The organism is Fibrobacter sp. UWOV1, assembly GCF_900142495.1.
Taxonomy (GTDB): domain Bacteria; phylum Fibrobacterota; class Fibrobacteria; order Fibrobacterales; family Fibrobacteraceae; genus Fibrobacter.
On record NZ_FRBA01000005.1, the window covers coordinates 1 to 22,298 of the forward strand.

General features: G+C 45.7%; 21 protein-coding genes and 1 pseudogene. 3 read left to right on the forward strand and 19 right to left on the reverse strand.

Annotated elements, in window-relative coordinates:
• Nucleotides 1-206 precede the first annotated feature (206 nt).
• From BUC02_RS16160 to BUC02_RS08325, 10 genes and pseudogenes are all read right to left on the reverse strand, one after another.
• On the reverse strand, nucleotides 207-356 hold the full coding sequence (locus BUC02_RS16160; protein WP_173346789.1) for a hypothetical protein: 150 nt from the start codon (nucleotides 354-356) through the stop codon (nucleotides 207-209).
• A pseudogene (dinD, locus tag BUC02_RS08285) lies at nucleotides 353-1,191 on the reverse strand (DNA damage-inducible protein D). Before dinD ends, BUC02_RS16160 begins: the two are co-directional and overlap by 4 nt.
• Nucleotides 1,192-1,377: 186 nt before the next feature.
• Nucleotides 1,378-2,439 (reverse strand): hypothetical protein, encoded by a 1,062-nt coding sequence (locus tag BUC02_RS08290; RefSeq protein ID WP_073321233.1) that lies wholly within the window; start codon nucleotides 2,437-2,439, stop codon nucleotides 1,378-1,380.
• A gap of 158 nt (nucleotides 2,440-2,597) precedes the next feature.
• Nucleotides 2,598-3,347: a PIN domain-containing protein gene (locus BUC02_RS08295; protein WP_139261076.1), complete on the reverse strand. Its 750-nt coding sequence runs from the start codon at nucleotides 3,345-3,347 to the stop codon at nucleotides 2,598-2,600.
• Nucleotides 3,348-3,388: 41 nt separating this feature from the next.
• Nucleotides 3,389-4,207 (reverse strand): hypothetical protein, encoded by an 819-nt coding sequence (locus BUC02_RS08300; protein ID WP_073321239.1) that lies wholly within the window; start codon nucleotides 4,205-4,207, stop codon nucleotides 3,389-3,391.
• A 3-nt stretch (nucleotides 4,208-4,210) separates the two neighbouring features.
• Nucleotides 4,211-5,698: a class I SAM-dependent DNA methyltransferase gene (locus BUC02_RS08305; RefSeq protein ID WP_073321242.1), complete on the reverse strand. Its 1,488-nt coding sequence runs from the start codon at nucleotides 5,696-5,698 to the stop codon at nucleotides 4,211-4,213.
• Nucleotides 5,699-5,703: 5 nt separating this feature from the next.
• A complete protein-coding gene (locus BUC02_RS08310; RefSeq protein WP_139261077.1) occupies nucleotides 5,704-6,513 on the reverse strand; it encodes a hypothetical protein in 810 nt (269 codons plus the stop codon).
• 10 nt (nucleotides 6,514-6,523) lie between these two features.
• The gene (locus BUC02_RS08315) at nucleotides 6,524-7,645 is read right to left on the reverse strand and encodes a restriction endonuclease subunit S (RefSeq protein WP_073321247.1); all 1,122 of its coding nucleotides are present in this window, start codon (nucleotides 7,643-7,645) and stop codon (nucleotides 6,524-6,526) included.
• Between the two features lie 12 nt (nucleotides 7,646-7,657).
• Nucleotides 7,658-8,614 carry a DUF4062 domain-containing protein gene (locus BUC02_RS08320; RefSeq protein ID WP_073321250.1) on the reverse strand — a complete coding sequence of 319 codons (957 nt, stop codon included), beginning with the start codon at nucleotides 8,612-8,614 and terminating at the stop codon, nucleotides 7,658-7,660.
• Nucleotides 8,615-8,623: 9 nt separating this feature from the next.
• Entirely contained in the window at nucleotides 8,624-11,311 is a 2,688-nt protein-coding gene (locus BUC02_RS08325; RefSeq protein ID WP_073321253.1) for a type I restriction endonuclease subunit R, read from the reverse strand.
• A 415-nt stretch (nucleotides 11,312-11,726) separates the two neighbouring features.
• On the opposite strand from BUC02_RS08325, the gene BUC02_RS08330 reads away from it, so the two are divergent.
• Nucleotides 11,727-12,812, forward strand: a complete 1,086-nt coding sequence (locus tag BUC02_RS08330) for an ORF6N domain-containing protein (protein WP_073321736.1) — start codon at nucleotides 11,727-11,729, stop codon at nucleotides 12,810-12,812.
• Between the two features lie 45 nt (nucleotides 12,813-12,857).
• Here BUC02_RS08330 and BUC02_RS08335 read toward each other — a convergent pair whose 3' ends face one another.
• Entirely contained in the window at nucleotides 12,858-13,463 is a 606-nt protein-coding gene (locus tag BUC02_RS08335) for a DUF1349 domain-containing protein (protein WP_073321256.1), read from the reverse strand.
• A 165-nt stretch (nucleotides 13,464-13,628) separates the two neighbouring features.
• On the opposite strand from BUC02_RS08335, the gene BUC02_RS08340 reads away from it, so the two are divergent.
• Nucleotides 13,629-13,874: a TIGR03905 family TSCPD domain-containing protein gene (locus BUC02_RS08340; RefSeq protein WP_073321258.1), complete on the forward strand. Its 246-nt coding sequence runs from the start codon at nucleotides 13,629-13,631 to the stop codon at nucleotides 13,872-13,874.
• A gap of 30 nt (nucleotides 13,875-13,904) precedes the next feature.
• Here the strand turns inward: BUC02_RS08340 and BUC02_RS08345 are convergent, their stop codons facing one another.
• From BUC02_RS08345 to BUC02_RS16415, 4 genes are all read right to left on the reverse strand, one after another.
• Entirely contained in the window at nucleotides 13,905-15,236 is a 1,332-nt protein-coding gene (locus BUC02_RS08345; protein WP_073321261.1) for a T9SS type A sorting domain-containing protein, read from the reverse strand.
• 63 nt (nucleotides 15,237-15,299) lie between these two features.
• Complete coding sequence (locus tag BUC02_RS08350; protein WP_073321264.1) at nucleotides 15,300-16,265, reverse strand: Fic family protein; 966 nt, start codon at nucleotides 16,263-16,265, stop codon at nucleotides 15,300-15,302.
• Nucleotides 16,266-16,395: 130 nt separating this feature from the next.
• Nucleotides 16,396-16,992 carry a zinc ribbon domain-containing protein gene (locus BUC02_RS08355; protein ID WP_073321267.1) on the reverse strand — a complete coding sequence of 199 codons (597 nt, stop codon included), beginning with the start codon at nucleotides 16,990-16,992 and terminating at the stop codon, nucleotides 16,396-16,398.
• 239 nt (nucleotides 16,993-17,231) lie between these two features.
• A complete protein-coding gene (locus tag BUC02_RS16415) occupies nucleotides 17,232-17,408 on the reverse strand; it encodes a hypothetical protein (protein WP_170930537.1) in 177 nt (58 codons plus the stop codon).
• 82 nt (nucleotides 17,409-17,490) lie between these two features.
• On the opposite strand from BUC02_RS16415, the gene BUC02_RS08360 reads away from it, so the two are divergent.
• Nucleotides 17,491-18,204 carry a hypothetical protein gene (locus tag BUC02_RS08360; RefSeq protein WP_139261078.1) on the forward strand — a complete coding sequence of 238 codons (714 nt, stop codon included), beginning with the start codon at nucleotides 17,491-17,493 and terminating at the stop codon, nucleotides 18,202-18,204.
• 9 nt (nucleotides 18,205-18,213) lie between these two features.
• Here BUC02_RS08360 and BUC02_RS16165 read toward each other — a convergent pair whose 3' ends face one another.
• From BUC02_RS16165 to BUC02_RS08375, 4 genes are all read right to left on the reverse strand, one after another.
• Entirely contained in the window at nucleotides 18,214-18,351 is a 138-nt protein-coding gene (locus tag BUC02_RS16165; RefSeq protein ID WP_175549824.1) for a hypothetical protein, read from the reverse strand.
• A 37-nt stretch (nucleotides 18,352-18,388) separates the two neighbouring features.
• Nucleotides 18,389-18,754 carry an ACT domain-containing protein gene (locus tag BUC02_RS08365; protein ID WP_073321739.1) on the reverse strand — a complete coding sequence of 122 codons (366 nt, stop codon included), beginning with the start codon at nucleotides 18,752-18,754 and terminating at the stop codon, nucleotides 18,389-18,391.
• A 36-nt stretch (nucleotides 18,755-18,790) separates the two neighbouring features.
• On the reverse strand, nucleotides 18,791-20,170 hold the full coding sequence (gene rseP / locus BUC02_RS08370) for an RIP metalloprotease RseP (protein ID WP_073321273.1): 1,380 nt from the start codon (nucleotides 20,168-20,170) through the stop codon (nucleotides 18,791-18,793).
• 80 nt (nucleotides 20,171-20,250) lie between these two features.
• Nucleotides 20,251-22,236 (reverse strand): glycoside hydrolase family 9 protein, encoded by a 1,986-nt coding sequence (locus BUC02_RS08375; RefSeq protein WP_073321276.1) that lies wholly within the window; start codon nucleotides 22,234-22,236, stop codon nucleotides 20,251-20,253.
• Between the last annotated feature and the right edge of the window lie 62 nt (nucleotides 22,237-22,298).

The following is a 22,298-nucleotide window of genomic DNA, read 5'->3' on the forward strand; positions in this document are numbered from 1 at the left end:
ACGCCACGCGAACGTCGCGAGGCAGGCAAAAAGATATCTTTGGAGGAAGGAGGTCCGGTCGGCGGTGACAACCCAGTCGGTTGAACTGTAAACCGGATCAGTTGTACCGGGAAAATGGTGTAAACCAAAACAGTGAAACTGTCAACCCGGTCAGTAAAATCACCTAAAAAGTGTCAACCTTTTTCAGTGATGGTCAGTTTTTCCGTTTATCCAACCTTAAAACAACTAATTTTGTCCGTTTTTCCAACTATTTTTACGACATTTTTGCCCATTTTTCCAATTTTAGCAAAAATCCCTGTTTTTAATGACATAACCATTTTGTTGGCGCCAACAAAATGGGAGCCGTAGTTTTTCATTTTTTCACAATGGCTTTTTTGCGTTCCTGCTTCATCTTTTTGGCACTGATTTTGGGCGTGGGGAGATTTTCAGGCATTGTTCCGCCAAGTTCAGCAATCGTCTGGCGGACTTTTTACCTACGGCATAATGTGTTTCGTTTGCCTGCTCCTTCCCCTTGATGTTTTCACGACGGAGTTTGTCGTCAGTCTGGGTAATGCGGAACAGGTTCGCCGCAAGCTCGGTAGCCCCCATGTGGTCCAGGATCTGTTCGTTTTTCTTGAGTCCCTTGCGCTTGTGAATATCCTTCATTCCCAACCCGTTGTAAAGTCCCTGGTAGCCACGATTTTGGAACACGGCGTAATCCACGGGCGTTTCAACACCGGCCGCCTTTGCAGAACTGGCAAGGAATTTGTTGCGAATGGTCACTTCGTCACGAATCGCCAAGCGCTTTTCGTCTTCCGAAAGCTGTGCCGCAGAGTCCGAAATTTCCTTCTGCCGGGTTTTAACAGCAAAATATGTTTGACCCAGGGCAATCACTTCTTTGCGGGGGTCTCCGTTCATCACAATCAGGTAACAAGCGTAACGGGAAAGCTTGTAGCTATCCATTTTTCTTTCTGCACCACTTCCGATATTGACCATCTCGCTCACGTGGGCGAAATGGTTTTCTTCATCAAAGCCGGTTTTCCGACATGCTTCGATAGCCTTTTTTATCACGGGTAAGAACTTGCCATATTCGGTATATTCTAAGGCTTTTTGCAATTCCCTTGCATACCAGAATTCAGTTCCATTTTCGTCGGTGTGCTTGATATTCTCGAACGTCTGCTGAGAATAAGTGATAACCTCTTTTTTAGCCATAGGGCCTCCTGCGTTTATTGTTTTTACTAGGAACGCCCTCGCATTACGGCAAAGCCAGATAAAGCAAAAGCGCATCATTCCTTTCTACGGAATGACGCGCATGAGTGTAATGTACCTAATATTGCCAAAGTTGGCAAGGGGCTTAAGGAAATTTTACATCTGGTTTTACTTTTGATTTGCACTTTATCACGCAAGCGTATAATAATCAAGAATCAGGTCAACCGCACTTGCGTCCTTGAGGATTCGGTTTTCTATCTCGGGCATTGGTTCTGGTTCATTTCTTTTTTCAAAGTCCTTGAGATCCAGATACGACGAAATTCTTAGACGGTTCTGAGGAGACAAGCCCATGGCCGTGGCATAGACCTTTGCGTTTCGAATAATCTCTGCACCACGAGGAATTCCTATAGATTCCAGATTATCCGGAATATAAGAGAATCCCATAAAATAGACTCGCTCCGCATTTTTCAGGAATCCTTGATACTTTTCTTTTTCGGATTCATCGCGATTCTGGCGCTTTTCCCAGACAGTTTCCATACCCTTGGCAATTTCTTGATACTTGCCATTTTCTACAGCACCAAAGGGAATTTCCTCAAGAGAGCCGATAAAGCCATTGACATGAAATATTTGCATTTCTTTTATGAAAGCATGAGCGTCAGCATCAGCATATTGCTTGTCGGATGTCAGATACAAGAAGATGCAATATTCCAAGACGCGGTCATAATTAAAGGTAAGAAACACAGTTTGTTTCAGGATTTCTTTCCAATTGGGTTGCTGGTCAATTCGAGAAAGCAAATGCTGAATCCAGTCAATGTTCCAAAGCCGTGACGCTTGTTCCGCCTTCAAGATTTCGTAAGCTATCAGACGTTTTCCGAAATCAGCTTGTTCGTTTTGCTTTTGACCTAAGCGATTCTTCAAAAATTCATCTGTCGAAACCATCATTGAATTTCGAACGCTTCGAGAAAACGGAAGAACAATCGCATCCATCAATTGATTATATAATTTTTCATGCTCTGGACATGGCAAAACTTTCGCATAGTCGCTTTGATACTCTATCTTATTATCTGTACTTGAATAACCGAAATGTTCTTGATACAAGTCAACTAGGAAAATATCACCATCGCTATAATTTTTTCTAGGAAATTTCGTTCCATAGTCAAAATTTTTCAACTTCTCCATCAGCATAGCGCCCGTAGGGAACCCATACGGGACACTGCAACCGGCACCTATGATAAAGACATCAGACATCATTTTTTATCGCCACTTTTATCGCCGTTCTCAGTATTTATCGCCGATTTATCGCCGATTTTTGAATTTATCGCCGTTCAGGATTTCTATTCCACCTAAATATAGCTCCATCGACTTGACACAAAGTGACAAAATGAGTTATTCATGTTTTTTTACCGCAATCATTTATACTTGACCTGATTGGTTTTCGAGAGTTCCAAGAAGCCTGCGGTTTGGAGGGAGTCTATCAGGCTCTGGACATTTGCGTCGGTCAGCTTTTCTGCAGTGAACCAGTTCTTTAGCGTCTTCTGCAATTTAGCCTTGGTTGTGGGCGGATTCTTTGACATGCCCTTCAGATTTGCCTTTGCCTTTTCAAGAGCATTTTGCAAGTCAAATGCCTTTTGTGGCACAGCCTTCTTCGTGGGCTTCGCCGGTTGCGGAGCGGGCTTCTTAGGCGCAGCGACCTTTTTCGCTTCTTGAGGCTTCGCGATTAGCCCCAGGCGTTTCGCCAGTTCCTCGTACGATTCCACGCGTTCGCAGCGGTCTTCTCCGAACTGCTTTTGCACGTGCAGAACGAGCGGGTCGTAGTCGTGATCTTTCGAAAGAATCACGCAATGGCTGTTGAACGGTTCGCGGGGCATCACCTGGCCCATGTAAAATGCGATGTAGAAGTCGAGCGCGTTTTCGGCCTGTTTCTTGGTCATCTTCTCGGGAATCGCAAGTTCCACAAGTTCGACGCGGCCCTCATTCAGGGCGTAGCCGAAATCCTTCAGCTGCGTAAGCGAAAGGTTTATCTTGTTCGTGGAATTGTGGAACAGCACGAACTTCAGCGGAGAGCCGTCCGTATTCACGACTAGGTCGGTCAGGCCGTTCAGCCCGACATTTTCGCAATCCACAAGGACATGGGATATGGGAAATTTAGGGGTGGGCATTTGTAGTTCCCTATTCGCTTTTAAGGTATTAATCAGATTTTTTATTTTTTAGCCAGTTTCAAATCCTGAATTTCTTTTGACACATCTATGTGCTTTCTAGTTAAAATCACGGTCAAAAGCACTTGATACGTTTTATCGTACCAATCCTCTTTTTCCTGCGAAGTCCACGATTTGGCCTTTTCGGGCAAATCACCCTTACCAGAATTATTGTGTCTTATGTCAATAGCATTTACTAAGAACTTAGAATCACTATACAAAGCAGCATACTGAGTTCCTTTAAAATCGTTATTCATTGGTTCCGTGTAATCCGCAAGAGCCACAAGAATTTCACGTTTTCTTTGAAGATTTCCCTTTAGTAGTACGCGGTTATACTCTATCATATTTAGGGCTAAATCAGCATTTTTCTCTTCAAGACATTCGATGGCTTCTGTCGTTGCTGGATTCTTATCAACAATGATATAGCCTTCTTTTATTTGGGCCCATTCGTGGTTCGTCTTTTCTAGAATTACTTTGATGTTATCAACAATAACTCGAGCTATAGATGGAGCATTTTCATTTTTTCTAATATAAATTTGAGCCTGATTGATTAAATTTTTTAGTAATTCGCAATATTTAAAAAGTGTTTCCCATTCTACACCATATGGGGTGTTTTCCGAGATATTCAGTTCTGTCAAGACCTCATCTACAGTTAAAAAAGATTGCCGAATAGGCAATAACGGCAAACAACCATTAACAACATCCTTAAGCGATTCTTTTCTATATAAACCTTTGTCCCATTCGCCATTAAACAACTTTACAAGTCGCCTAAACTCATCCGTAGGACGAATATTTCTTTTTGCCAGCATTTCAAAAATATTCATAGCCTACCCCAACTTCCCTTTCAGTTCCTGGAAGCTTTGCAGGGCGCTTTGGAGGTTTTCGATGATGTCGTCGGCGAGTTCGTCGGGAGAAGGGAGATTGTCGAGGTCAGCCAAAGACTTGTCCTTTATCCAGAAGATGTCAAGGCTTGTCTTGTCGCGCTTCAGGATTTCTTCGACTTTGAACTTGCGGAAACGGCCTTCGGGATTTTTCTTTTCGTTGTAGGTTTCCTTGCGTTCAAAGCGGTTTTCAGGATTGTAGCACTTGATAAAGTCCTGCAAATCCTTGTCGGAAAGCGGATTCTGCTTTAGCGTGAAATGGATGTTGGTGCGGAAATCGTAAATCCAGATTTCCTTGGTCTGCATTTCTTTGCTGGCGGGTTTCTTGTCGAAGAATAGCACATTCGCCTTGACGCCCGGTTTGTAGAAGATGCCCGTGGGCAGGCGAAGAATCGTGTGCAGGTCGGTTGTCCAGAGCAACTTTTGGCGGATGGTTTCGCCAACGCCGCCTTCAAAGAGAACGTTGTCGGGCAGCACGACGGCGGCCTTGCCGTTTGCATTCAAAATAGTATTGATATGCTGGATAAAGTTCAGCTGTTTGTTGGAACTTGTCGCCCAGAAATCTTCGCGGTTATAGACCAAATCTTCGTCTTCGTTTTCGCCTTCTTCGTTGGTGAATGTGATGGACGACTTCTTTCCGAAGGGCGGGTTGGTGAGCACGTAATCGACGCGGATGCCGGGATCGGTAAGCAAGGCGTCGCCCTGGGTTACAGGCAGTTCGCCGTAGATGTCGCCGATATTGTGCAGATACAGATTCATCAGGCAAAGTTTGAAGGTGTTCGTCACCAGTTCGTTGCCGTGGAAAGTCTTGTTCTTGAGGAATTCCTTCTGCTTGCGGTCAAGCGTGTAATTATTCGGGTCTGCGATGAATTCCTGTGCAGCAAGGAAGAATCCGCCGGAACCGCAACAGGGGTCGGCAATGGTTTTCATGGGTTCGGGGCGGAGGCACTTAACCATAGCACGAATCAACGGACGCGGCGTGAAATACTGACCCGCACCGCTCTTGACGTCTTCTGCGTTTTTCTGGAGCAGGCCTTCGTAAATTTCGCCCTTCACATCCGAAGACATCGAAACCCATTTTTCGCTGTCGATCATGGACACGACACGGGCAAGAATCGCGGCCTTGCTAATCTTGTTCGTGGCACCCTTGAAAATCTTGCCCAAAATACCGCCCTGCTCACCCAACTTTTCGAGCGTGAGCTTATACTGGTTTTCAAGTTCAGAACCTTTCAGCAAGACCATATCGGACCAGCCATAGCCCTTGGGAATACCCGTATCGCGCTTGTAAGGCGGCTTGGAATACTCATCCGACATTTTCAAGAAAATCAAATATGTAAGTTGTTCCAGATAGTCGCCATACGAAACACCGTCATCACGCAACGGGCCACACAAACTCCAGACTTTGGAAACGATAGAAGAAGATTGTTCAGACATAAAAACTAAACCCTTTGAGACGCGTTTTTCTTTAATTCTTTAGGAATCTTTAAATCATATCGACAATTAACCACATACGCATACATAAAGCACATAATAGTGCTATATATGAAATTGAAAACTACATTTGCTTTATCCAAATTTTCGCTATTATTAATTTGATAACCCGTCAAATACTTTTCAGAAAACATATAGGCATTATAAAAGCAAAAAAGCATCATACAAACCATTCCCACGAGAAATGCAATTTCTAGAGATTTAAAAAACAGCCCATTATCATCCAGCAGGTCTTTTTTTTCAGATTCTATGCACTTTATTTTCGCGTCACCAACAAAGTCACAATCTAATTGCAAGTTATTAGAATCTCCTGTATGAACAATTCTAACAACGCAACCATCTTTTACATTCAAAAAAAAGAAATCTAATTCAATTTCATCTTTGTTTTGTGATATTATTTTCACTTGATTCTCTTTATGATTGCCATACAATATTTCCGCAGTTAAAATTTCTATTCCATTAGAACTTTTTATCGTCAACGCCCTAGCGAGATCGTCTCTTTTTATAGTTTGGTTTCCTAAATTCCAAAAAATAAAGTTTGTTATTTCAAGACTTTCAATTTTATTAGACATATAATATATGTGTAATAAAGGTATTTTCTTTACATAATTTGCATTTATAATAGGCATATACTTTCGCGTGTATGCTATTTGCTTTTTTGGATTAGTTTTTAGAACGTAAATAAAAGAAACAATGCCAATTATCCCCCCAACAAGAAGTAAAAATTGTATTATAGGCATTTGCATAAGTTCGGACATATTCACCTCCTTATAAGTCTCCTTCAAAGGCTTTTTTGAGAACGCTCTGACGCATTGCGTCGGCTTGGATTAAAGCGTCATTTACTGTTTTTTCAATATTTTCACAAATGGTAAACTTTGATTCTATTTGAGATACGATTTTCTTTTGTTCTTTTTTAGAACATATCGGAATTTCAAGTTGCTTTATTTGTGTTGTATTTACTCTTGGTCTTGTTGCTCCGTGGATTTGATGTTCCAAATCTACATACGCCTTTCTTGATAATAAATAATACAAGACATACTTTTTTTCAACAACATCTTCTTTCAAACGAATTCCAATACAGTCCGCCTTGTTTACTGCAAATTTTATGTATTCCGGCATTTGACATACTTTTATGGAATCTGAAATGAAAGTTGACATAATTAAGTCGGATGGATAAACAGTATGTTTTTTTATTGTTTCATATTTTTCATTAGAAACAAAAGACTGTTTACTATCATCAAACCAGCCTTCTTTTAAATTCTCAAGCCTGACAACGCGAATTCCTTCATTTATGTAATCAATACTTTTTAAATTAGATCCAAAAGGTCCATCAAAGATGCGCTCTGCAAGATTTACTAGGATTGAAGTTTCTGTGATAGATTCAAACGCTTCTTTCAAGACGGATTGGCGATAGACGGCTAGTTGTTCTTTGGTCTTTTTAAGAGTTTCAACGGCACTGTCTAATTCAGAAAAAAGCTCTTCAATCTTATTTACAATCCGCCTTTGCTCTTTTAGAGAGGGAACAGGCATTTCTATATTCAACAAATCAGTCTTCGCCAAACTTGGAATAGTCGTAGATTTGTCTAGGTTTTTAAAATTAAAACATTTACAAAAATAAAACAAAAATTTTGGATTTAATTTTTCTCCAGGTTGAATGCCAAATGCGGTATCAACATTCCAAAAACGTTCTTCAACAAAAAAAGGATTGTTTATTGTCCCCTTTCTACCTACAACAGTCGAACCAGCTTCACATAAAAAATTTGTCGCCCTTCCAATTTCGCCGCCACTACCAATAATAGGATAGGCTCCGTCATCAGAAACAACTTCTTTTTGGTTTTTCCCATTAACAATGGATAAAACATCTTTCCATTTTTGAATTGTCCAATTCATTCTATTCATATATCAGAACGGCAAATCCTCGTCATCCTCTTCCCACAGGACAAACTTTTCCACTTCAGATAAAGGCCTCAAATCCTTGAATGTCCCATCAGGATTAACAGCACCATCCAAAATTTTTAAGGATTTCTTTATTTTCCCCTCTTGTTTTACATAATACCGATTACAGTCAAAGGATACTTCAATAGGACTTTCTGTTGTGAATCCGACTAACGTCATAAATTCATCTAAAGCATTAACATCTTTTGCAAAGAAAGAACATTGAGACAAGCCAAGATACCGTTTTATGGCAAACAAGACTCCATTGCAAGAAAAAATGGAACTATCAAATTTTAAAAAGAATTCCGCTTTTTTCTCATCATATTCGGCAATTGATTTTTTTATCTGCAAAACTGTTTCCTGCAAATCGTATATCGTTTTTCCTTCCGTCAAACTGGCTTCTTTCTGAAGCAAAGCCTGCAACAATCCTGCAAACTGCTTTTTTAAGGTTTCTACAATCTGGTCAATTGTATCAAAAGGCAGGATAACATGATTTGTCACTTTCGCCCGCAAATCAGCTAAAAATTCATGAATTTTCAAATCATCCGTATAAGCAGACTTAAAATTACCAGACTCCCTATTCTTTATATAAGTCTCATTTTCAATATAAACATTGTTGGCAACAAAAACATATACTTTTTTCTGTGTTTTTATTGCATGGCGAATTTCATTCATTGTAATTGAAAAATCATTTGCAAGCGATTTTGATCCAAAATGATTTCCGACAATACAAACCACAATGTCACATGAACTCAGCTCTGTATAACAATCTTTTTCTAAAGGAACATTCTGCGTATATGCGACATCGGATCGCTCATGCATCACAGGTTCATAACCTATATTTCGAATGAAATCGCCAATAATAGTTCTGACTTGTTTTAAGTCATAATATGTGGAGCTGATAAACACTCTTGGAATTGACATTTAAACCTCCTATGCCACCAATTCAATACTCATTTGGTGTAATACGGTTTCGTAATTTTCGCCGAACAGTTCGAAGAACCTGCCCAAGCCGCCCATTCCGTCAAACGGGCTATAATCCAAATCGCGAGGCTCAACACTCAGCGAAGAAATGATGTGTTCCTTGATTAAACGGAGCCATTTCATCTGTTCATCGGTAAAGTGAATATTTCCGGCATTGCATTTTAAAGTCCACTGCATAAAATTGTAATTGACGCGATCGGCAAACGGGGCCAAGTTTTCGGAGAAACCCAGTTCGTAGCGGATAATGGAAATCAAATCTACAATCTTCGCTTTCACGCCCTTCTTCACCTTTTCAGGATTCTTGATGGCGTAACAGTTCCACAGACGCTCCGCAGTCACATGCTTGGCGGTAAGCTTGTCATAAAGCATATTGAGTTTTTCAATGACCATCGGGCGGTCGGCATAAGCGTGGTCATAGATAATCCGCAAGGCAATGATTTCGTCCTTATTCTCGTTGATAAACTCGCGGAAATTCGCAATCACCATATCGGCGGCTTTTTCCTGGTCCGTATCAAAGCCTGCAAATTCTACACTATCGAGATTCACATTGTCAATGACCTGCTCGTGAACGCGACGGATATTTTCGATATATTGGCGGACATTGGGGTCGTAGAATGGTTTCACCGCCTCGCGGACGACTTCTTGCTGGTCTTTCCCTTGCAGGTAATCTTCGTCAAACGCATTCAAGAGATTTTCGGCAAGACTCCCTGCCGATTTCAAAACATATTTCTTGAATCCAGTCCGTTCATCTTCAGTCATCTGGGAATTCAAACGCACAAGCCTGTTTGCAAGGGAAGTCAAGGTGTCGGCATCCTTTGCGCCCATCGCCACATTCATCATCAGTTCTTTCAGGCTTACGGTCGGCTTTCTTTCTAGCGGGCGTGTATCCGTCTTCTTGGTTTTTGTCACGCCCACTGCATCTACAATCACGAAATGGTCCTTGTTCTCCGTAGCAGACGGAGTCACCTTCTGCAAGTCGTCCTTGCTCAAGGTTCGCGTTCCGCGACCCTTCATCTGCTCAAAGTAATTACGGCTACGGACATCGCGCATAAAGATGAGGCATTCAATGGGCTTGACATCCGTTCCCGTTGCAATCATATCCACCGTTACAGCAATTCTCGGGTAATAACTGTTGCGGAAAGACGATAGTATGGATTCCGCCTTGTCAGCCTGACAAGTGATTTTCTGGCAGAACTCATTGCCTTCGCCAAATTCCTCACGAACAATCTGCACAATATCGTCGGCGTGGCTGTCGGTCTTTGCAAAAATCAAGGTTTTGGGGACTTCCTTGCGGCACGGGAATAGAACCGTCGAGAGGCTTTCCTTGAACGCCTTGATTACCGTCCGGATTTGACTGAAGTTGACAATATCCCTATCCAATTGGGACGGCTGATAATCCACCTCTTCGTCAAGCTGTTTCCAGCGTTTTTCGCGAGACATCCTGTCACGGCATTCCACCTGTTGTTTCAGGATATGTCCGCCGTTCTTGCCGACCTTGGTTTCAATCACAAAGACATCTTCGCCCACATTGACGTTGTCTATAATCGCCTGTTCGCGAGTATATTCGCTCACGATGTTTTCATCAAAGAATGCAAACGTCCTTTTGTCGGGCGTTGCCGTCAAGCCGATAATGAACGAGTCAAAATATTCGAGAACCTGTTTCCAGACATTGTAAATGGAGCGGTGGCATTCATCAACGATGATGCAATCGAAAAATTCCGGCGGATATTCCTTGTTGTAAATGACTTCCTTCGGGGGATTTTTGTCCGCAGCCGCAAATTCGTCAAAATGAACTTCTTCGGCAGATTCATCAAGTTCTTCACCTTTCAAAATGGAGAACATACGCTGAATCGTGCAAATACAAATTTGCGCACTCTTTGGAATAGAGGATTTCTTTAGGCGACGGACTTCGTACAACTCGGAGAAAGACCTGTTGTCATCTGACGGGCGGTATGCCAAAAATTCGCGTTCAGCCTGTTCACCTAGGCCTTTCGTATCGACCAGAAACAAGATGCGTTTCATCTTGCCGAATTTCAAAAGCCGATAAGCGGCAGTAATTGCCGTGAAAGTCTTACCCGCACCCGTCGCCATTTGCACAAGAGCCTTGGGCCTATTCTCGGCAAAAGACTTGTCCAAATTGTTGATTGCCGTTACCTGACATTTTCTGAAACCTTCCGTATTCAAGGCAGGCAATTTCTTTAAGTTGTTGCGAATCGTGTCGGGCTGCTTCAACAACAGTTGCAGAGTCTCGGGGCGATGGAAACTGTAAACGCGACGGGAGCGATATTTTTCATCGCAATAATCGGTAAAGCGGGTCAACTTGTTCGTCGCTTCGTATGCAAAACGAATCTTGTATTCGTTCTTGATCCACTTAAAAGTGCTGTTGGCGTAGCGTGCAGATTGCGATTCCACAGAAGTCAAAATTTCGCCCGCTTCTTCGCGCTTGGCCTCTACGACACCAACGGGAATCCCATCTACAAACAGGGCGTAATCCACAGGCCCGGAATCGGTCGGGAACTCACGCACGGCAACGCCAAGAGATGCCATGAGGTTAACCTCCTTGACATCTTGAATAACCCAGCCCGATTGGACTAGTTTCTTGTCAATTTCTTCGCGTGCCTTCGCTTCTGGCGTCATATTTGGAAATATAAGTTAATTCCGCACGTAAAACTCAACCAATCCCAAGGTTTTCTCCCCAATGCCAAGGTTTTTGCGTTTGAATCCCAAGATTTTAAGGAGCAAATCCCGTTTTTACAGAGCATTTCCCGTTTTTTGATAGTCAAATCCCGTTTTTTGTGGGGCATTTCCCGTTTTTTTGCAGTCGGGGCGTTGCGGGGTGTCCCCGCTAGAAGGGGTAGCGGCCCTTCGACAAGCTCAGGGACCTTGGGACCTATGGTTGGCGAAGGAAAGCGAGGGGGAGACCTCCCCCACCAAAATATTTTTCAAAAAAAAACTCGCGGGTCTATTGACAAACTGGATTTTTGAATCTATATTCAGTGCACAAGTGTATAGTCTTTGGCATTTTGACGCTTGTATGCCAGAGGAGTTGACGATGAAGAAAGATGTTGCGGCCAGTGTGGCCGGGGCCGTCGCGCCGAAAAAGCCCGAATTTTCCCTGATAGACGAGGATTTGCTCAAGTCGCGGATATACACCATCCGCGGGGTAAAGGTCATGCTCGATGCCGACTTGGCGGAGATTTACGGGTATAGCACGAAAGATTTTAACAGACAAGTCAAGAACAATATTGAACGTTTTGCGGAGGATTTCCGATTTCAGCTGACCAAAAGGGAAGTTGAGGAATTGCGGTCAAAAAAATTTACCGCAATTTCAGACGCTAATGACGCTAAAGATTTGCGGTGCAAAAATTGCACCGCAAATATCAGCACAATGAGCCGTTCCAATCCCTTCGTTTTTACAGAACAGGGCATTTATATGCTTATGACTGTGTTGAAAGGTGATATGGCAGTACAACAGAGTATGGCCCTTATCCGTCTTTTCAAGCAGATGAAGGACTACATTGCGGCGGAAAACACGCCGGATGTTTCTGCGGGGATGGTCGCCCTGGCGACGCAGACAAGCCAGAACACGCGGGATATCGCCGAGATTGCCACAGATGTCCGCACGCTTTCGAACAAGGTGGAGCGAAACGAGAGTTTTCTCCAGAAGGTCATGGTAAATCTCGTTGATCCGAGCACTTTCAAACACTTTTTGATTCTGAACGGGCAGCGGCTGGAGGCCGATGTCGCCTACACGCAGATTTACGGCATGGCGAAGAAGTCGGTGCTGATTGTGGACGACTACCTGGATGTAAAAACACTCGACTTGCTGCGGTGCGTGGCGAAGGATGTTTCGGTCCAGATTTTCAGCGAGCAGCACGGACGCGCCCGCCTGACCGAGAGCATGCTGGCGGACTTCAGGGCCGCACGCCCGGATGTTGAACTTGGCGATGTTCGTGCCACGGGGAACGTATTTCACGACAGGTACATCTATCTGGATTTCGGGACCGACACCGAGAAACTTTTCCACTGCGGGGCATCCTCCAAAGATGCCGGCAACAAGATCACGACCATCATGCAACTGGAAGATATCGTTGTGTATCGCGCACTGTTCGAGAGGCTACTGCGAGAGGGGGAATAAGGGCGCGCATCCATACACCCTCAAGGGGGCATTTTCGAATTACGTTTACGCATCCGGTTGTTGGCCGTCGTGCGCTTTCCATGCGCATTCCGTCACCTGCATATCCGTAAATCGAGCCGTGAAGCTGGAATTTTCCGGGCTGCATGCATATATGCCAAACCGAATTTTTCCGGCTCCTTCGAGCATGTGGCAAATCCGCATTTGAGAAAACTGCACCCCGTCTCGAGAACATTCTATGCAGTAGTCATCTTCGCGCCTACTGAGCCTATACCACATGGATTTTACATCTGCAGGAATCGCGGTCGTCGCCCAGTCTGAATACCCGCGGTTTGTCACGACAGAACCCAGGTGCTGAAATTTTTCATTCTCATATTCGACCGACGCCTTGAGCCAATTTTCCGAATCCAGATACAGCGCCACCCCGCACTGGTCGAAGCGATGACGACTTTCGGAAAAATCGGTTTTGGCGACAAAGGAAAAGAACTTTTCTTCTGTTTCCATCTGCAGAACCGGAGCGTTATCGTTTCTGAAATGATAGTAGGTCCTTTGCCAAAGGTCCGTATGCGGGGCGGTCACAATTTCGACGCATTCCTGATTGATGCTGTAGTTCCGGGGTTCCCTGACCCATTTCATTTTAGAAATATCAAACATTTCTGTGGCCTTTGAATTGACGCGCTTTGTTGCTATAATCTATAAAAACAGCTAGAGATTGCCAAGTCATCTCGCTCAGCGCCAAGACATTCTATATTTATCAAAAAATGGATCCCCTCCCTGACGGTCGAGGATGACTACAAACAAACCTGCAACGAGTTTATTATGGAAGAGACTTTCAAGACCAGAGGCGTTTGCGCGACGACGATCCAGTTCACGCGCGACGGAGATAAAATCAGGAACATCCGCTTTACGGGCGGATGCAACGGCAACCTGAAGGCGATAGCAAAGCTCTGCGAAGGCATGAGCGCCGAAGATATCGCGGCAAAGCTCATGGGCAACACCTGTGGCGGGAAGCCCACATCGTGCGCCGACCAGCTCGCCCGCGCCGTGCTCGGGAAAGAAGCGTAATATCTTAATTATACGGGCAGTCCGTTTACTTTATTTGACAACAATCTGTCTTGTTTCGGCAAAACCCTGGCCATAAATTCTAAGGAGGAGTGTTCCGCGCGGCAGGTGGCCGAGGTTGATTGTAGTCGAAGCGCCTACATCGAGGGTTTCGAGCAGGTGGCCCATCATGTCGAATATCTGCAACTTCGCACTGGGCACACGTGCAAGAGTGACGCTCAATTCGTTGTTCACGAAACTTACATTGAAGACGTTTTGCACAACAGAAATTGCGGTCGTGTGTTCGCTTGAAGAACTTTCGGCAGCTTCACTACTACTAGACTCCGCGGCGCTGCTGCTTGATGCTACAGAAGACGAACTTGGGGAAACTTCGCTGCTGCTAGAGACAGAGCTAGAAGAATAGTCGGGATTTGCCGAAATGTTGACGGAGGCTTTAGCTTCGGCGTTATTGTCGTTGCCTTGTGCGGTTACGGTTATGGTCAGCACATGGTCACCAACATCTTGAGGAACGGTTCCCGTGATAATGACGAGATCCTTTTCTTTATCCTGATTGACTTCGAAGCCTTCGAGAATCCCATCAACGGTCGCGTTCTGCATGTGGGCATACCTGAACACGATCGGTTTAATCGCGTTGCCTGCAACGACATCTTGCGTTTCGTTTTCGATAGCGACTAATGTCGTTGTGAACTTTTTGTGTTTGACAGAAATTGTGCCGTTAAAGACGATGGAATCTTTTTCCGTAATGTAGGCTGCTAGTCTATAATTAAAATCGCCATCGGGATGGTCCTGGCCCGTGGCACCCGAAATTGTAATTATAGCAGATTCGTCGTCTATTTTTGCCGAAATTCCCTCAGGCACGCCAGAAAGATTTGCTTTAAGCAATTCTGTATAACCGAACACAATGGGTTCAATCTCATCGCTTGCGGTAACTGTTTGGTCAAGGCTTCCGCTGACATGCTCCACTTGTTCATTTAACGAGGTGACGTTTATACCGGTTGTGATTTGCAGGTATTCATGGGCATAATTCCCAGCTGCGGTAAATGACATTTCGTATTCGTGCCCGGGGGTGTTAGCCGGAATGCGACCGGATATGGTGCACTCGGCTTTACTGCTTGGCAGTGTGCCGCAATCCAGTTTCAGTCCCAGCGTCTTGACCGTTGTATTTACCGGGTAATTGATATAAAAATCATAAACTCGATTGAGTTCCGTAATTTCGTAAACGACAGGTTCGATGAAGTCTCCCGCTTTTACTGTTTGCACCGACTTTCCGCTGATGAGCCTATGGCTTATGTGAGTATTGAATTGGGCTATGGCGGTTTGCGTCATAGCCAATAGGGCAATTATGGAAACAATAATCTTATACATAATCAGGCTTACTTCTCCCCTTTTTGCACACAATATAGTTATTTTGCACGGAACAGAAGCGAATTACCCGACCAAATAATACCCACCGTTCTTCCGGGCTCCCCTAAATTTAATCTTACCCGATTCGGTCAAAGCTTGTAAATGGCGCTGCGTTGTTCGCAGGGACAGGTTGAGCATCGAGGCCAGTGCAGGCGTGTTAATCCCTGGGTTCGCGCGGATTTCGGATAGGATTCGTTCGGAGAGGTTTTCACCTGTTTCGCGGTGGCGTACGGCACCTTTTTTCGGTTTCAGATTATTCCGCAGCAGTCGCAACAGGTCCGTCTGCGTCGCAACTACGCAATCGGCGATAAAGCCCACAAAAACCTTGTCATCGATGTGCGCCGCCTCCAGGGCCGACACGTATTCCATGCGCCTAATGGCAGGAATCAGCGCAATGGTGTACTCGCCGCGAAGCAGCGCAAGGTTCATCAGCAATCGCGCCACGCGTCCGTTACCATCGACAAAGGGATGAATGAACACGAATTTTTTGTGAACTTGCGCGGCGAACTCCACGGGATTCATCCTGGATTCGTTCTTGTTGAACCACGCGACGAACTTCTTCATCTCGGCTCGAATTTTCAAGTGCGGCGTAACGGGGTAACGGCTCCCGCTAATTACGACGGGCACCTTGCGATAAATACCGGCCTTGTCCGCATCTATCTGCTGGTAAAACAGCCGATGCAGCATCAGTATGTCCGATTCTTCGAGAGTCTTGTTTTTTGCGAGTTTATGAATATGATCGTACGCCTTGGCATGCCCAACGGCTTCGTACACGTCTCGCAGAGGTTTCCCGTTGATAGTGAGCCCATCCTCGATGACGACCTTGGTCTCGGTTTCGGTGAGGCTGTTGCCTTCGAGGGCGTTACTCGTGTAAGTGAGTCCCACGCGGTAGAATTCCCGCAGAGACTTGAGCGTATCCTTGGGAATCGGGCGGAACGACAGAAGTTCCTTATTGTTATCGGCAGCAATTTTCAAATACGGTGAAATCATCGAAAAACCTCGATTTATACACCTAATATATAATTTTATACCGCCATAATCAACAGTTTAAACCGCCATACAGCAATTTATACCGCCATTTTTAGCAGAATTTGCAGATTTACACCGCCAAAATGAATTTTTAGAGACTCTTCCATTTCTTGAATACGACGATTTCGGCGTCAGCTCCGTTCTTGCCGTATTCGCTCACGAGAATGTAGCGTTCGTCGCAAGCGATTCCGAAGCAGCGGCCTTCGGCGTTTTGCTTTTCGACCTGGTTGCCCCAGTAGCTTGCGTTATCGTCCAATAGCTTGACGCTGTTGCCGTTGATTTTGTATTCCTGGTTGATGAACGAGCCCTGCAGAACAAAGAGGTTGTCGATTTTCGGCATGTCCTTGATACCGAGAGCATTGACTTCTTCAATGAACTTCTGCTTCATGGGCGAGGTGGCGTGCGGAAGTTGATCTGCCGGGAGGCGCCAGCGCTTGAGTGTCGGGAAGTACTTGCGCAGTTCTACCTTGTACTCTTCGCGGGTCAGGCTCTTGCCTGTATTCTTGTTGAATTCATCGACGAACTGCGAGCAGAATTCAACCATCTGTTCCATGTTGAAGTCGCCGGTGAATGCGCCGTCCTTGTAGCAGTAGATGCAGTATTCTTCGTTCTTGCTGCCGTCGGCGTTGGTGCCGAGGATTTCTGGCGTTAGCGGCATTCCGCAGCTTTGACAAAATTTCATTTCCATAAGTTCTCCTTTATTCGCTTACTTGCACAAATGTATACTATTTGAGAGAATTTGTCAAGCTAAATCGTATTTTTTTTTCAAAACTGCGGCGTCATTGCGTTCCAACTGCTTTCTGGCTGCGGTTTCGGTGGCGGGCTCTGTCATACAAGACCATCTGATTGCAAATACGCAGTGATAATCAGAATCCGAGAAATAATCCCGGCACCAAAACTTATATTTTTGGTGTTTATGAAAAATCACTACAGCGCATCCATTTTTGTCATTCTATCACTCGTAGCGTTGTCATGCGCTTTTCTGAGTAGTTGCTCAACGCCCACCATTTCAAGCGAGGAAACAGAAGATTTACCGGGAAATTCGTGGTCCCCAGCAAAGAATGAAGAGAAAATATCAAACAGCCCCCTTATTACGAAAGACATTTTACGCTATTACGTATTCGACACTCTCCATTCCGTTTTGTATTACCATTTCAACGGCATGTGCTATATCGAAAAAGGAAAATTGAAATGGGACCCCCAGATGGACCATTACACGGAATATTACAGTTATCGACTTTCGGGGGACACGCTGTTCTTTTTCAATCCATCCGAAATCGTGAAGACCTACTTGCGACAAACTAACGACGGAAGCAAATTCGGCGGCAGATGGATTTTGCTGGAAGACGAAAGTGAAATTTTCACCCCGGAGTATCTTAACATCTCGGGTCTCTCGGCGGTATGGGAGTATTCCATCAAGGAAAATGCTCCAGTCACGAGCACCGACGCATTAACTTTGATGATGCAGGATATCGCCGCAGAACAAGATGGAACTAGACACCCCCATCAAGGAGGAGACACCTGGGCCCCCGATTGGAACCTGATGTTTGGCAAATTTCACGAAAACCATTTGACCGATGATGAACTGTATGAATTCTGCGATCCCTGCGAAGATATTGTGCGGACCAACAATTCCATCAGTTTTACGAGAAAAGGGAAATCTTTTGAAATCTCCCTAATCAATCCCGTACACAATGAGAAAAAAATGAGCTATCCCTTTAAGGTTACTGCAGACGGCAAGTCTTGTACATTCCTCGCCGAACTGTTTGACGCTACGGAAGATGAATGCCTGTCCGAACAGAACCTGCCTGACGAACCCATTGAAGGGCATACCTACACGGCCCTCGGGAAAATCAACTATGATGATTTTTCAAAATGCTTTAAAGGCTTGTTTAACTGAAATATTTTTTTACAGCGCCTTCACAAGCGGTTCTAGGGTGTCGAGATTCACGACCTTCGAATACAAAAGCTTCATCATGATTCGGTGTTTCAGGCCGAGCTTGGTGTAGTCGATAAGCACCGCGGAGATGAAAGATTTTACTTTCATCGTAATGCGATGCGGGAACCTGCTTTTTGAGGCTTTATCACACCACGTCATATCCCGCATCAGACAAGACTTTCAGCGCTTTCTCGAAATTTTCGGCTTTCACAAGGATATAATCCGTATTGAAAGTGGATATCGCAAAAATTCCAACGCCATTTTCTGCAAGAATAGCCGAGAGTTTCGAAAGGATACCTATAAGAGAAAAATCAAGTACACCCTGAATACGGAATCCTCGCCATCCATCATCTCGTTCAATAGTATTTTGGGGTACATCATCTGTTTTGCATACGAGGGATATTTCTTCGTCGGTCTTGCCAATGAAATAAAAATCCTTACCCGTATCGACATCACTAACGTCCGCTACTTTACAGACAGTTAGTTTGTGATCCAATTTCTTTAGTTTCATAAAGTAAGACACAAGCCCGAACTTGATAAGGCCACCTTATTTCAAGAACAGCGAGAGCTTGCTAAAGTCAAGAATCGTGATGAACACGAAGAAGCTGATGAAGAACGCGGCAGCCACATTCTGAATGACCGTCTGCGTCTTGGTGGAAAGCGGCTTGCCGCGCAGTTTTTCGATACCGAGGAACATGAGGAGGCCGCCGTCGGTAATCGCGAGCGGAAGCAGGTTCATTACACCCAGGTTTATGCTAATAAGAGCGAGCAACATCAAAAAGTCCTGGAAGCCGCTCATCCACACGTTACCCATGACGGCCACGATGGAAACCGGACCGGAGAAGGCATCGACCTTGACATGGCCTTGGAACATGCGCTTGAAATAGCGGAAGATGCTCGTGGTCATTTTCCAGCTGGTGGCGCAAGTTTTCGTGAAGGCTTCGACAGGGCCGCGGCGCACAATCTTCGTTTCGCGGAAGAGCACATAGCCCATCTGGATGCCGACCATGTAGCGCTTGTAATCTTCGTTGTAAACCGGCGTGAGCGAATTGGTAAGCGTATCGCCGTTGCGAATAACGGTGATGTTCACGGGTTCGCCCTTGCTGCCGTCGATAATGCGCACCACTTCTTCGTAGCGGGAAATATGTTCGCCGTTAATTTCAAAGATGGTATCGCCCACGGCAAGGCCCGCCTTTTCGGCTGCAGAGCCCGCTACAGGAGGCAAGCGTACAATCACGCGGTTGCGCGGGTAAATGCCAATGTCGCCAATTCCCATCGCAATTTCGGAGCTAGTAGAATCTTGCGCGGGAATCACGAGTTCTTCGGGGACAACCGTAATCGTTAGCGGTTCGCCACCACGGTGCACAGTAAGCGGAACGCTCGCCCCAAGGCTTACGCCAATCTGCTCGCGGAAATCGTCCCAGCCCTGAGTAGGCTTGCCATTGATTTCGGTAATGGTATCACCGGGTTCAATACCTGCGGCAAGCGCCGGAGAATCCTTCGCCACAAAACCAACAATCAAGTCGTTTGTCGCCGGTTCTTCGACACCGACCATGTAAAGAACCATCAACAAGATAAAGGCAAATACAATGTTGATGAATGGGCCCGCAAATGCAATCGACGCACGAGCGCCAACCGATTTCGCCACAAAATCACGTTCGTCCGGGACCTGGCCTTCTTTGAGCGTGTCCGGATTTTCGCCCGCCATGGCCACGTAACCGCCAAAGGGAATTGCCGAAATGCAGTATTCCGTTTCGCCGTGACGGTAACGAATCAATTTTTTGCCGAAACCGACGCTGAACGTATTGACCTTGACATTATTCCACTTGGCCACCAAGAAGTGGCCGAGTTCGTGAATGGTCACCAAGAAGCTCAAGCCCAACAGGCCGAGCACAAACATCAAGACATTACTGAATATTGATTCCATCGCAAGCCAATATAGAAAAATGCCGCCACCAACTTTCGCTAGTGCGGCATTTAGGAGTACGAGTGTTGTAAAATCGCCGATTAACGGATGCTGTTGCCGAGAAGATCAAAGCACTTGCCGTTCTTTTCGACATAGAGCTTATGACCATTTTGGCGAAGGCGCGGAGCAGCCTTGTTTTGCATGCCGGCGGGCAAAGTTTCGTGAATAGCCGTAGTCATGGAGCTGCTCGAAACCCACGGATTCCATTGCGACGAACTCGAAGCGAGCGATTCCGAAGAGCTGGATGCCGGAGCGACAGATGAGCTTGAAGCCACCTGAGAACTAGACGAAACTGCCGAGGAGCTCGATGAAGATACAGTAGACTTTCTTGCAACACCATTGGCGGCAAACGAGGGTGCATAACCGGCGTTCAGAGCTTCAAGAGCGCCAGCAAGGTAAGCAAGAGGTGCATTCCAGTTGATAGCGACTTCGTTCGTTGCGTAGCTGCAACGTTGGTCGGTATAAGCGGTCGCCGCATTGCCAGTTCTGTAATCGGCACACTTCCATTCGGCAGCAGAGCCAACGTCTTCGCCACCGGGCTGCGGGCCACCCACAAGCATACCCGGAATCGGATCTTCTACGTTGTCCGAAGTACTCGGGCGGTGGTGCGGCATCTTGGGAGACTTCGTGCCGTAACCTGTAACAAATGACATGTCAAGCGGATTCTTGCCGAGCAAGTAATCAAGCACCTTGAGCGCTGCGGTGTAATACTTTTCGTCGCCGGTGAGGTAATAGGCATGCAAAAGCCATACGCCCTGATTGGAGGCCACGGCGTTGGAGCCCCACACAAAGTCATCTTTCGCCATCACCACGCCAAAGCCCGACTTGGTACGGTTCACGAAACCATCTGCAGTGCCCAAGATTTTCTGTTTGGCTTCGTTTGCATCGCCAAACACAGATGCATGCGTCGCCTTGCCATAAGTGGCAACGCCCGAAAGATCGCCCCAGTACGACACATATTCCGAAGAGCCATTCTGCTTGTAAGAATTATCGCCCGTGGTAATGGCAAGTTCCGTGCCGGCAAAAAGTTTTTCGTCTGCCGCGTTGTTGCCTTCGTACGCACCCGTCGCCACATCGGAGGGGTTTGCGGTAAAGTGGTAGCTCATATTCGAAGAGCCCCAGCTATAAGCCTTCTTGGCTGCATCAAGGCACTTGGCGGCGTAATTGGAATCAAACGGCTTGTACACGCGCGCAGCAACCGCCATCACACCGGCAAAGTCAAGTGCGGCTTCGGCACTCTTACCGATAACATAAAGTTTTGCATTGTCTTGCGCAGGCATCACATCGCCCGGGAAAGCAAGAGAGGTTAGCTTGTGATAAACGCTACCATCATTGGCCTGCATGGTAAGCATCCAGTCCAAATTGTACTTGATTTCGGCGAGCAAATCCGGCAAAGTTCCATCGGCAGGAATATTCCACTTGGCCGTCTTGAAAAATTCCGGGAAGTGTTCGTAAAGCGAAAGGAGCGTGTAGGTGGTAATGCCCGAATTCACGATATAGCGTCCGTAGTCGCCGGCATCGTACCAGCCCTTGCTCGAATTGATAGTGCCCGAAGCGCCCGTAGAATTATGAAGTTCGACAGTCGCATTCGTATGGCCTGCAGCACGAGCCCACTTGCCCGCGTATGCACTTTCGAGAGCCATAGAGGCGCGCTGGTAATAGAACCACTTGATAGCAGCCTTGTAAACGTCGGCAAAGGTATTGTTCTTGACCACCAGATCTTGGCGAAGTGTCTGGCCGCCCACCTTAATGCTGTACTTGCCCTCGGCGGTCAATTTTGAAATATCGACCAGCTGTACATTCTGGCCGCTTGCATCCCAGAACGAGGCGGCGCCAGGCGTTACCGTAAGCACAGTCTTGCCAGAGGCATCCTGGATTTCAACATTGCCAGAGGCTCCGACAAGCGAAAATTCCTTGGGATCGGAAGGGCGGAAACCCACTTGGTTAATGTAAGCGTTAGCGGCAAAGGCCGAAGACGCCAAAACAGACGCAGAAACTGCGACTAAAGCAAAAAATTTGTATTCCACGACATCCCTCTCTTTCGAGAAAACGCGTCACCAACGCGCGTGCAAGAGTAATATAAAGAAAA

Excerpts from the sequence above, each read along its gene's own strand:
- BUC02_RS16160 (WP_173346789.1), bottom strand. The coding sequence starts at position 356 with ATGAAAAACTACGGCTCCCATTTTGTTGGCGCCAACAAAATGGTTATG.
- BUC02_RS08290 (WP_073321233.1), bottom strand. The coding sequence starts at position 2,439 with ATGATGTCTGATGTCTTTATCATAGGTGCCGGTTGCAGTGTCCCGTAT.
- BUC02_RS08295 (WP_139261076.1), bottom strand. The coding sequence starts at position 3,347 with ATGCCCACCCCTAAATTTCCCATATCCCATGTCCTTGTGGATTGCGAA.
- BUC02_RS08300 (WP_073321239.1), bottom strand. The coding sequence starts at position 4,207 with ATGAATATTTTTGAAATGCTGGCAAAAAGAAATATTCGTCCTACGGAT.
- BUC02_RS08305 (WP_073321242.1), bottom strand. The coding sequence starts at position 5,698 with ATGTCTGAACAATCTTCTTCTATCGTTTCCAAAGTCTGGAGTTTGTGT.
- BUC02_RS08310 (WP_139261077.1), bottom strand. The coding sequence starts at position 6,513 with ATGTCCGAACTTATGCAAATGCCTATAATACAATTTTTACTTCTTGTT.
- BUC02_RS08315 (WP_073321247.1), bottom strand. The coding sequence starts at position 7,645 with ATGAATTGGACAATTCAAAAATGGAAAGATGTTTTATCCATTGTTAAT.
- BUC02_RS08320 (WP_073321250.1), bottom strand. The coding sequence starts at position 8,614 with ATGTCAATTCCAAGAGTGTTTATCAGCTCCACATATTATGACTTAAAA.
- BUC02_RS08325 (WP_073321253.1), bottom strand. The coding sequence starts at position 11,311 with ATGACGCCAGAAGCGAAGGCACGCGAAGAAATTGACAAGAAACTAGTC.
- BUC02_RS08330 (WP_073321736.1), top strand. The coding sequence starts at position 11,727 with ATGAAGAAAGATGTTGCGGCCAGTGTGGCCGGGGCCGTCGCGCCGAAA.
- BUC02_RS08335 (WP_073321256.1), bottom strand. The coding sequence starts at position 13,463 with ATGTTTGATATTTCTAAAATGAAATGGGTCAGGGAACCCCGGAACTAC.
- BUC02_RS08340 (WP_073321258.1), top strand. The coding sequence starts at position 13,629 with ATGGAAGAGACTTTCAAGACCAGAGGCGTTTGCGCGACGACGATCCAG.
- BUC02_RS08345 (WP_073321261.1), bottom strand. The coding sequence starts at position 15,236 with ATGTATAAGATTATTGTTTCCATAATTGCCCTATTGGCTATGACGCAA.
- BUC02_RS08350 (WP_073321264.1), bottom strand. The coding sequence starts at position 16,265 with ATGATTTCACCGTATTTGAAAATTGCTGCCGATAACAATAAGGAACTT.
- BUC02_RS08355 (WP_073321267.1), bottom strand. The coding sequence starts at position 16,992 with ATGGAAATGAAATTTTGTCAAAGCTGCGGAATGCCGCTAACGCCAGAA.
- BUC02_RS16415 (WP_170930537.1), bottom strand. The coding sequence starts at position 17,408 with ATGTCTTTCGTAATAAGGGGGCTGTTTGATATTTTCTCTTCATTCTTT.
- BUC02_RS16165 (WP_175549824.1), bottom strand. The coding sequence starts at position 18,351 with ATGAAAGTAAAATCTTTCATCTCCGCGGTGCTTATCGACTACACCAAG.
- BUC02_RS08365 (WP_073321739.1), bottom strand. The coding sequence starts at position 18,754 with ATGAAACTAAAGAAATTGGATCACAAACTAACTGTCTGTAAAGTAGCG.
- rseP (WP_073321273.1), bottom strand. The coding sequence starts at position 20,170 with ATGGAATCAATATTCAGTAATGTCTTGATGTTTGTGCTCGGCCTGTTG.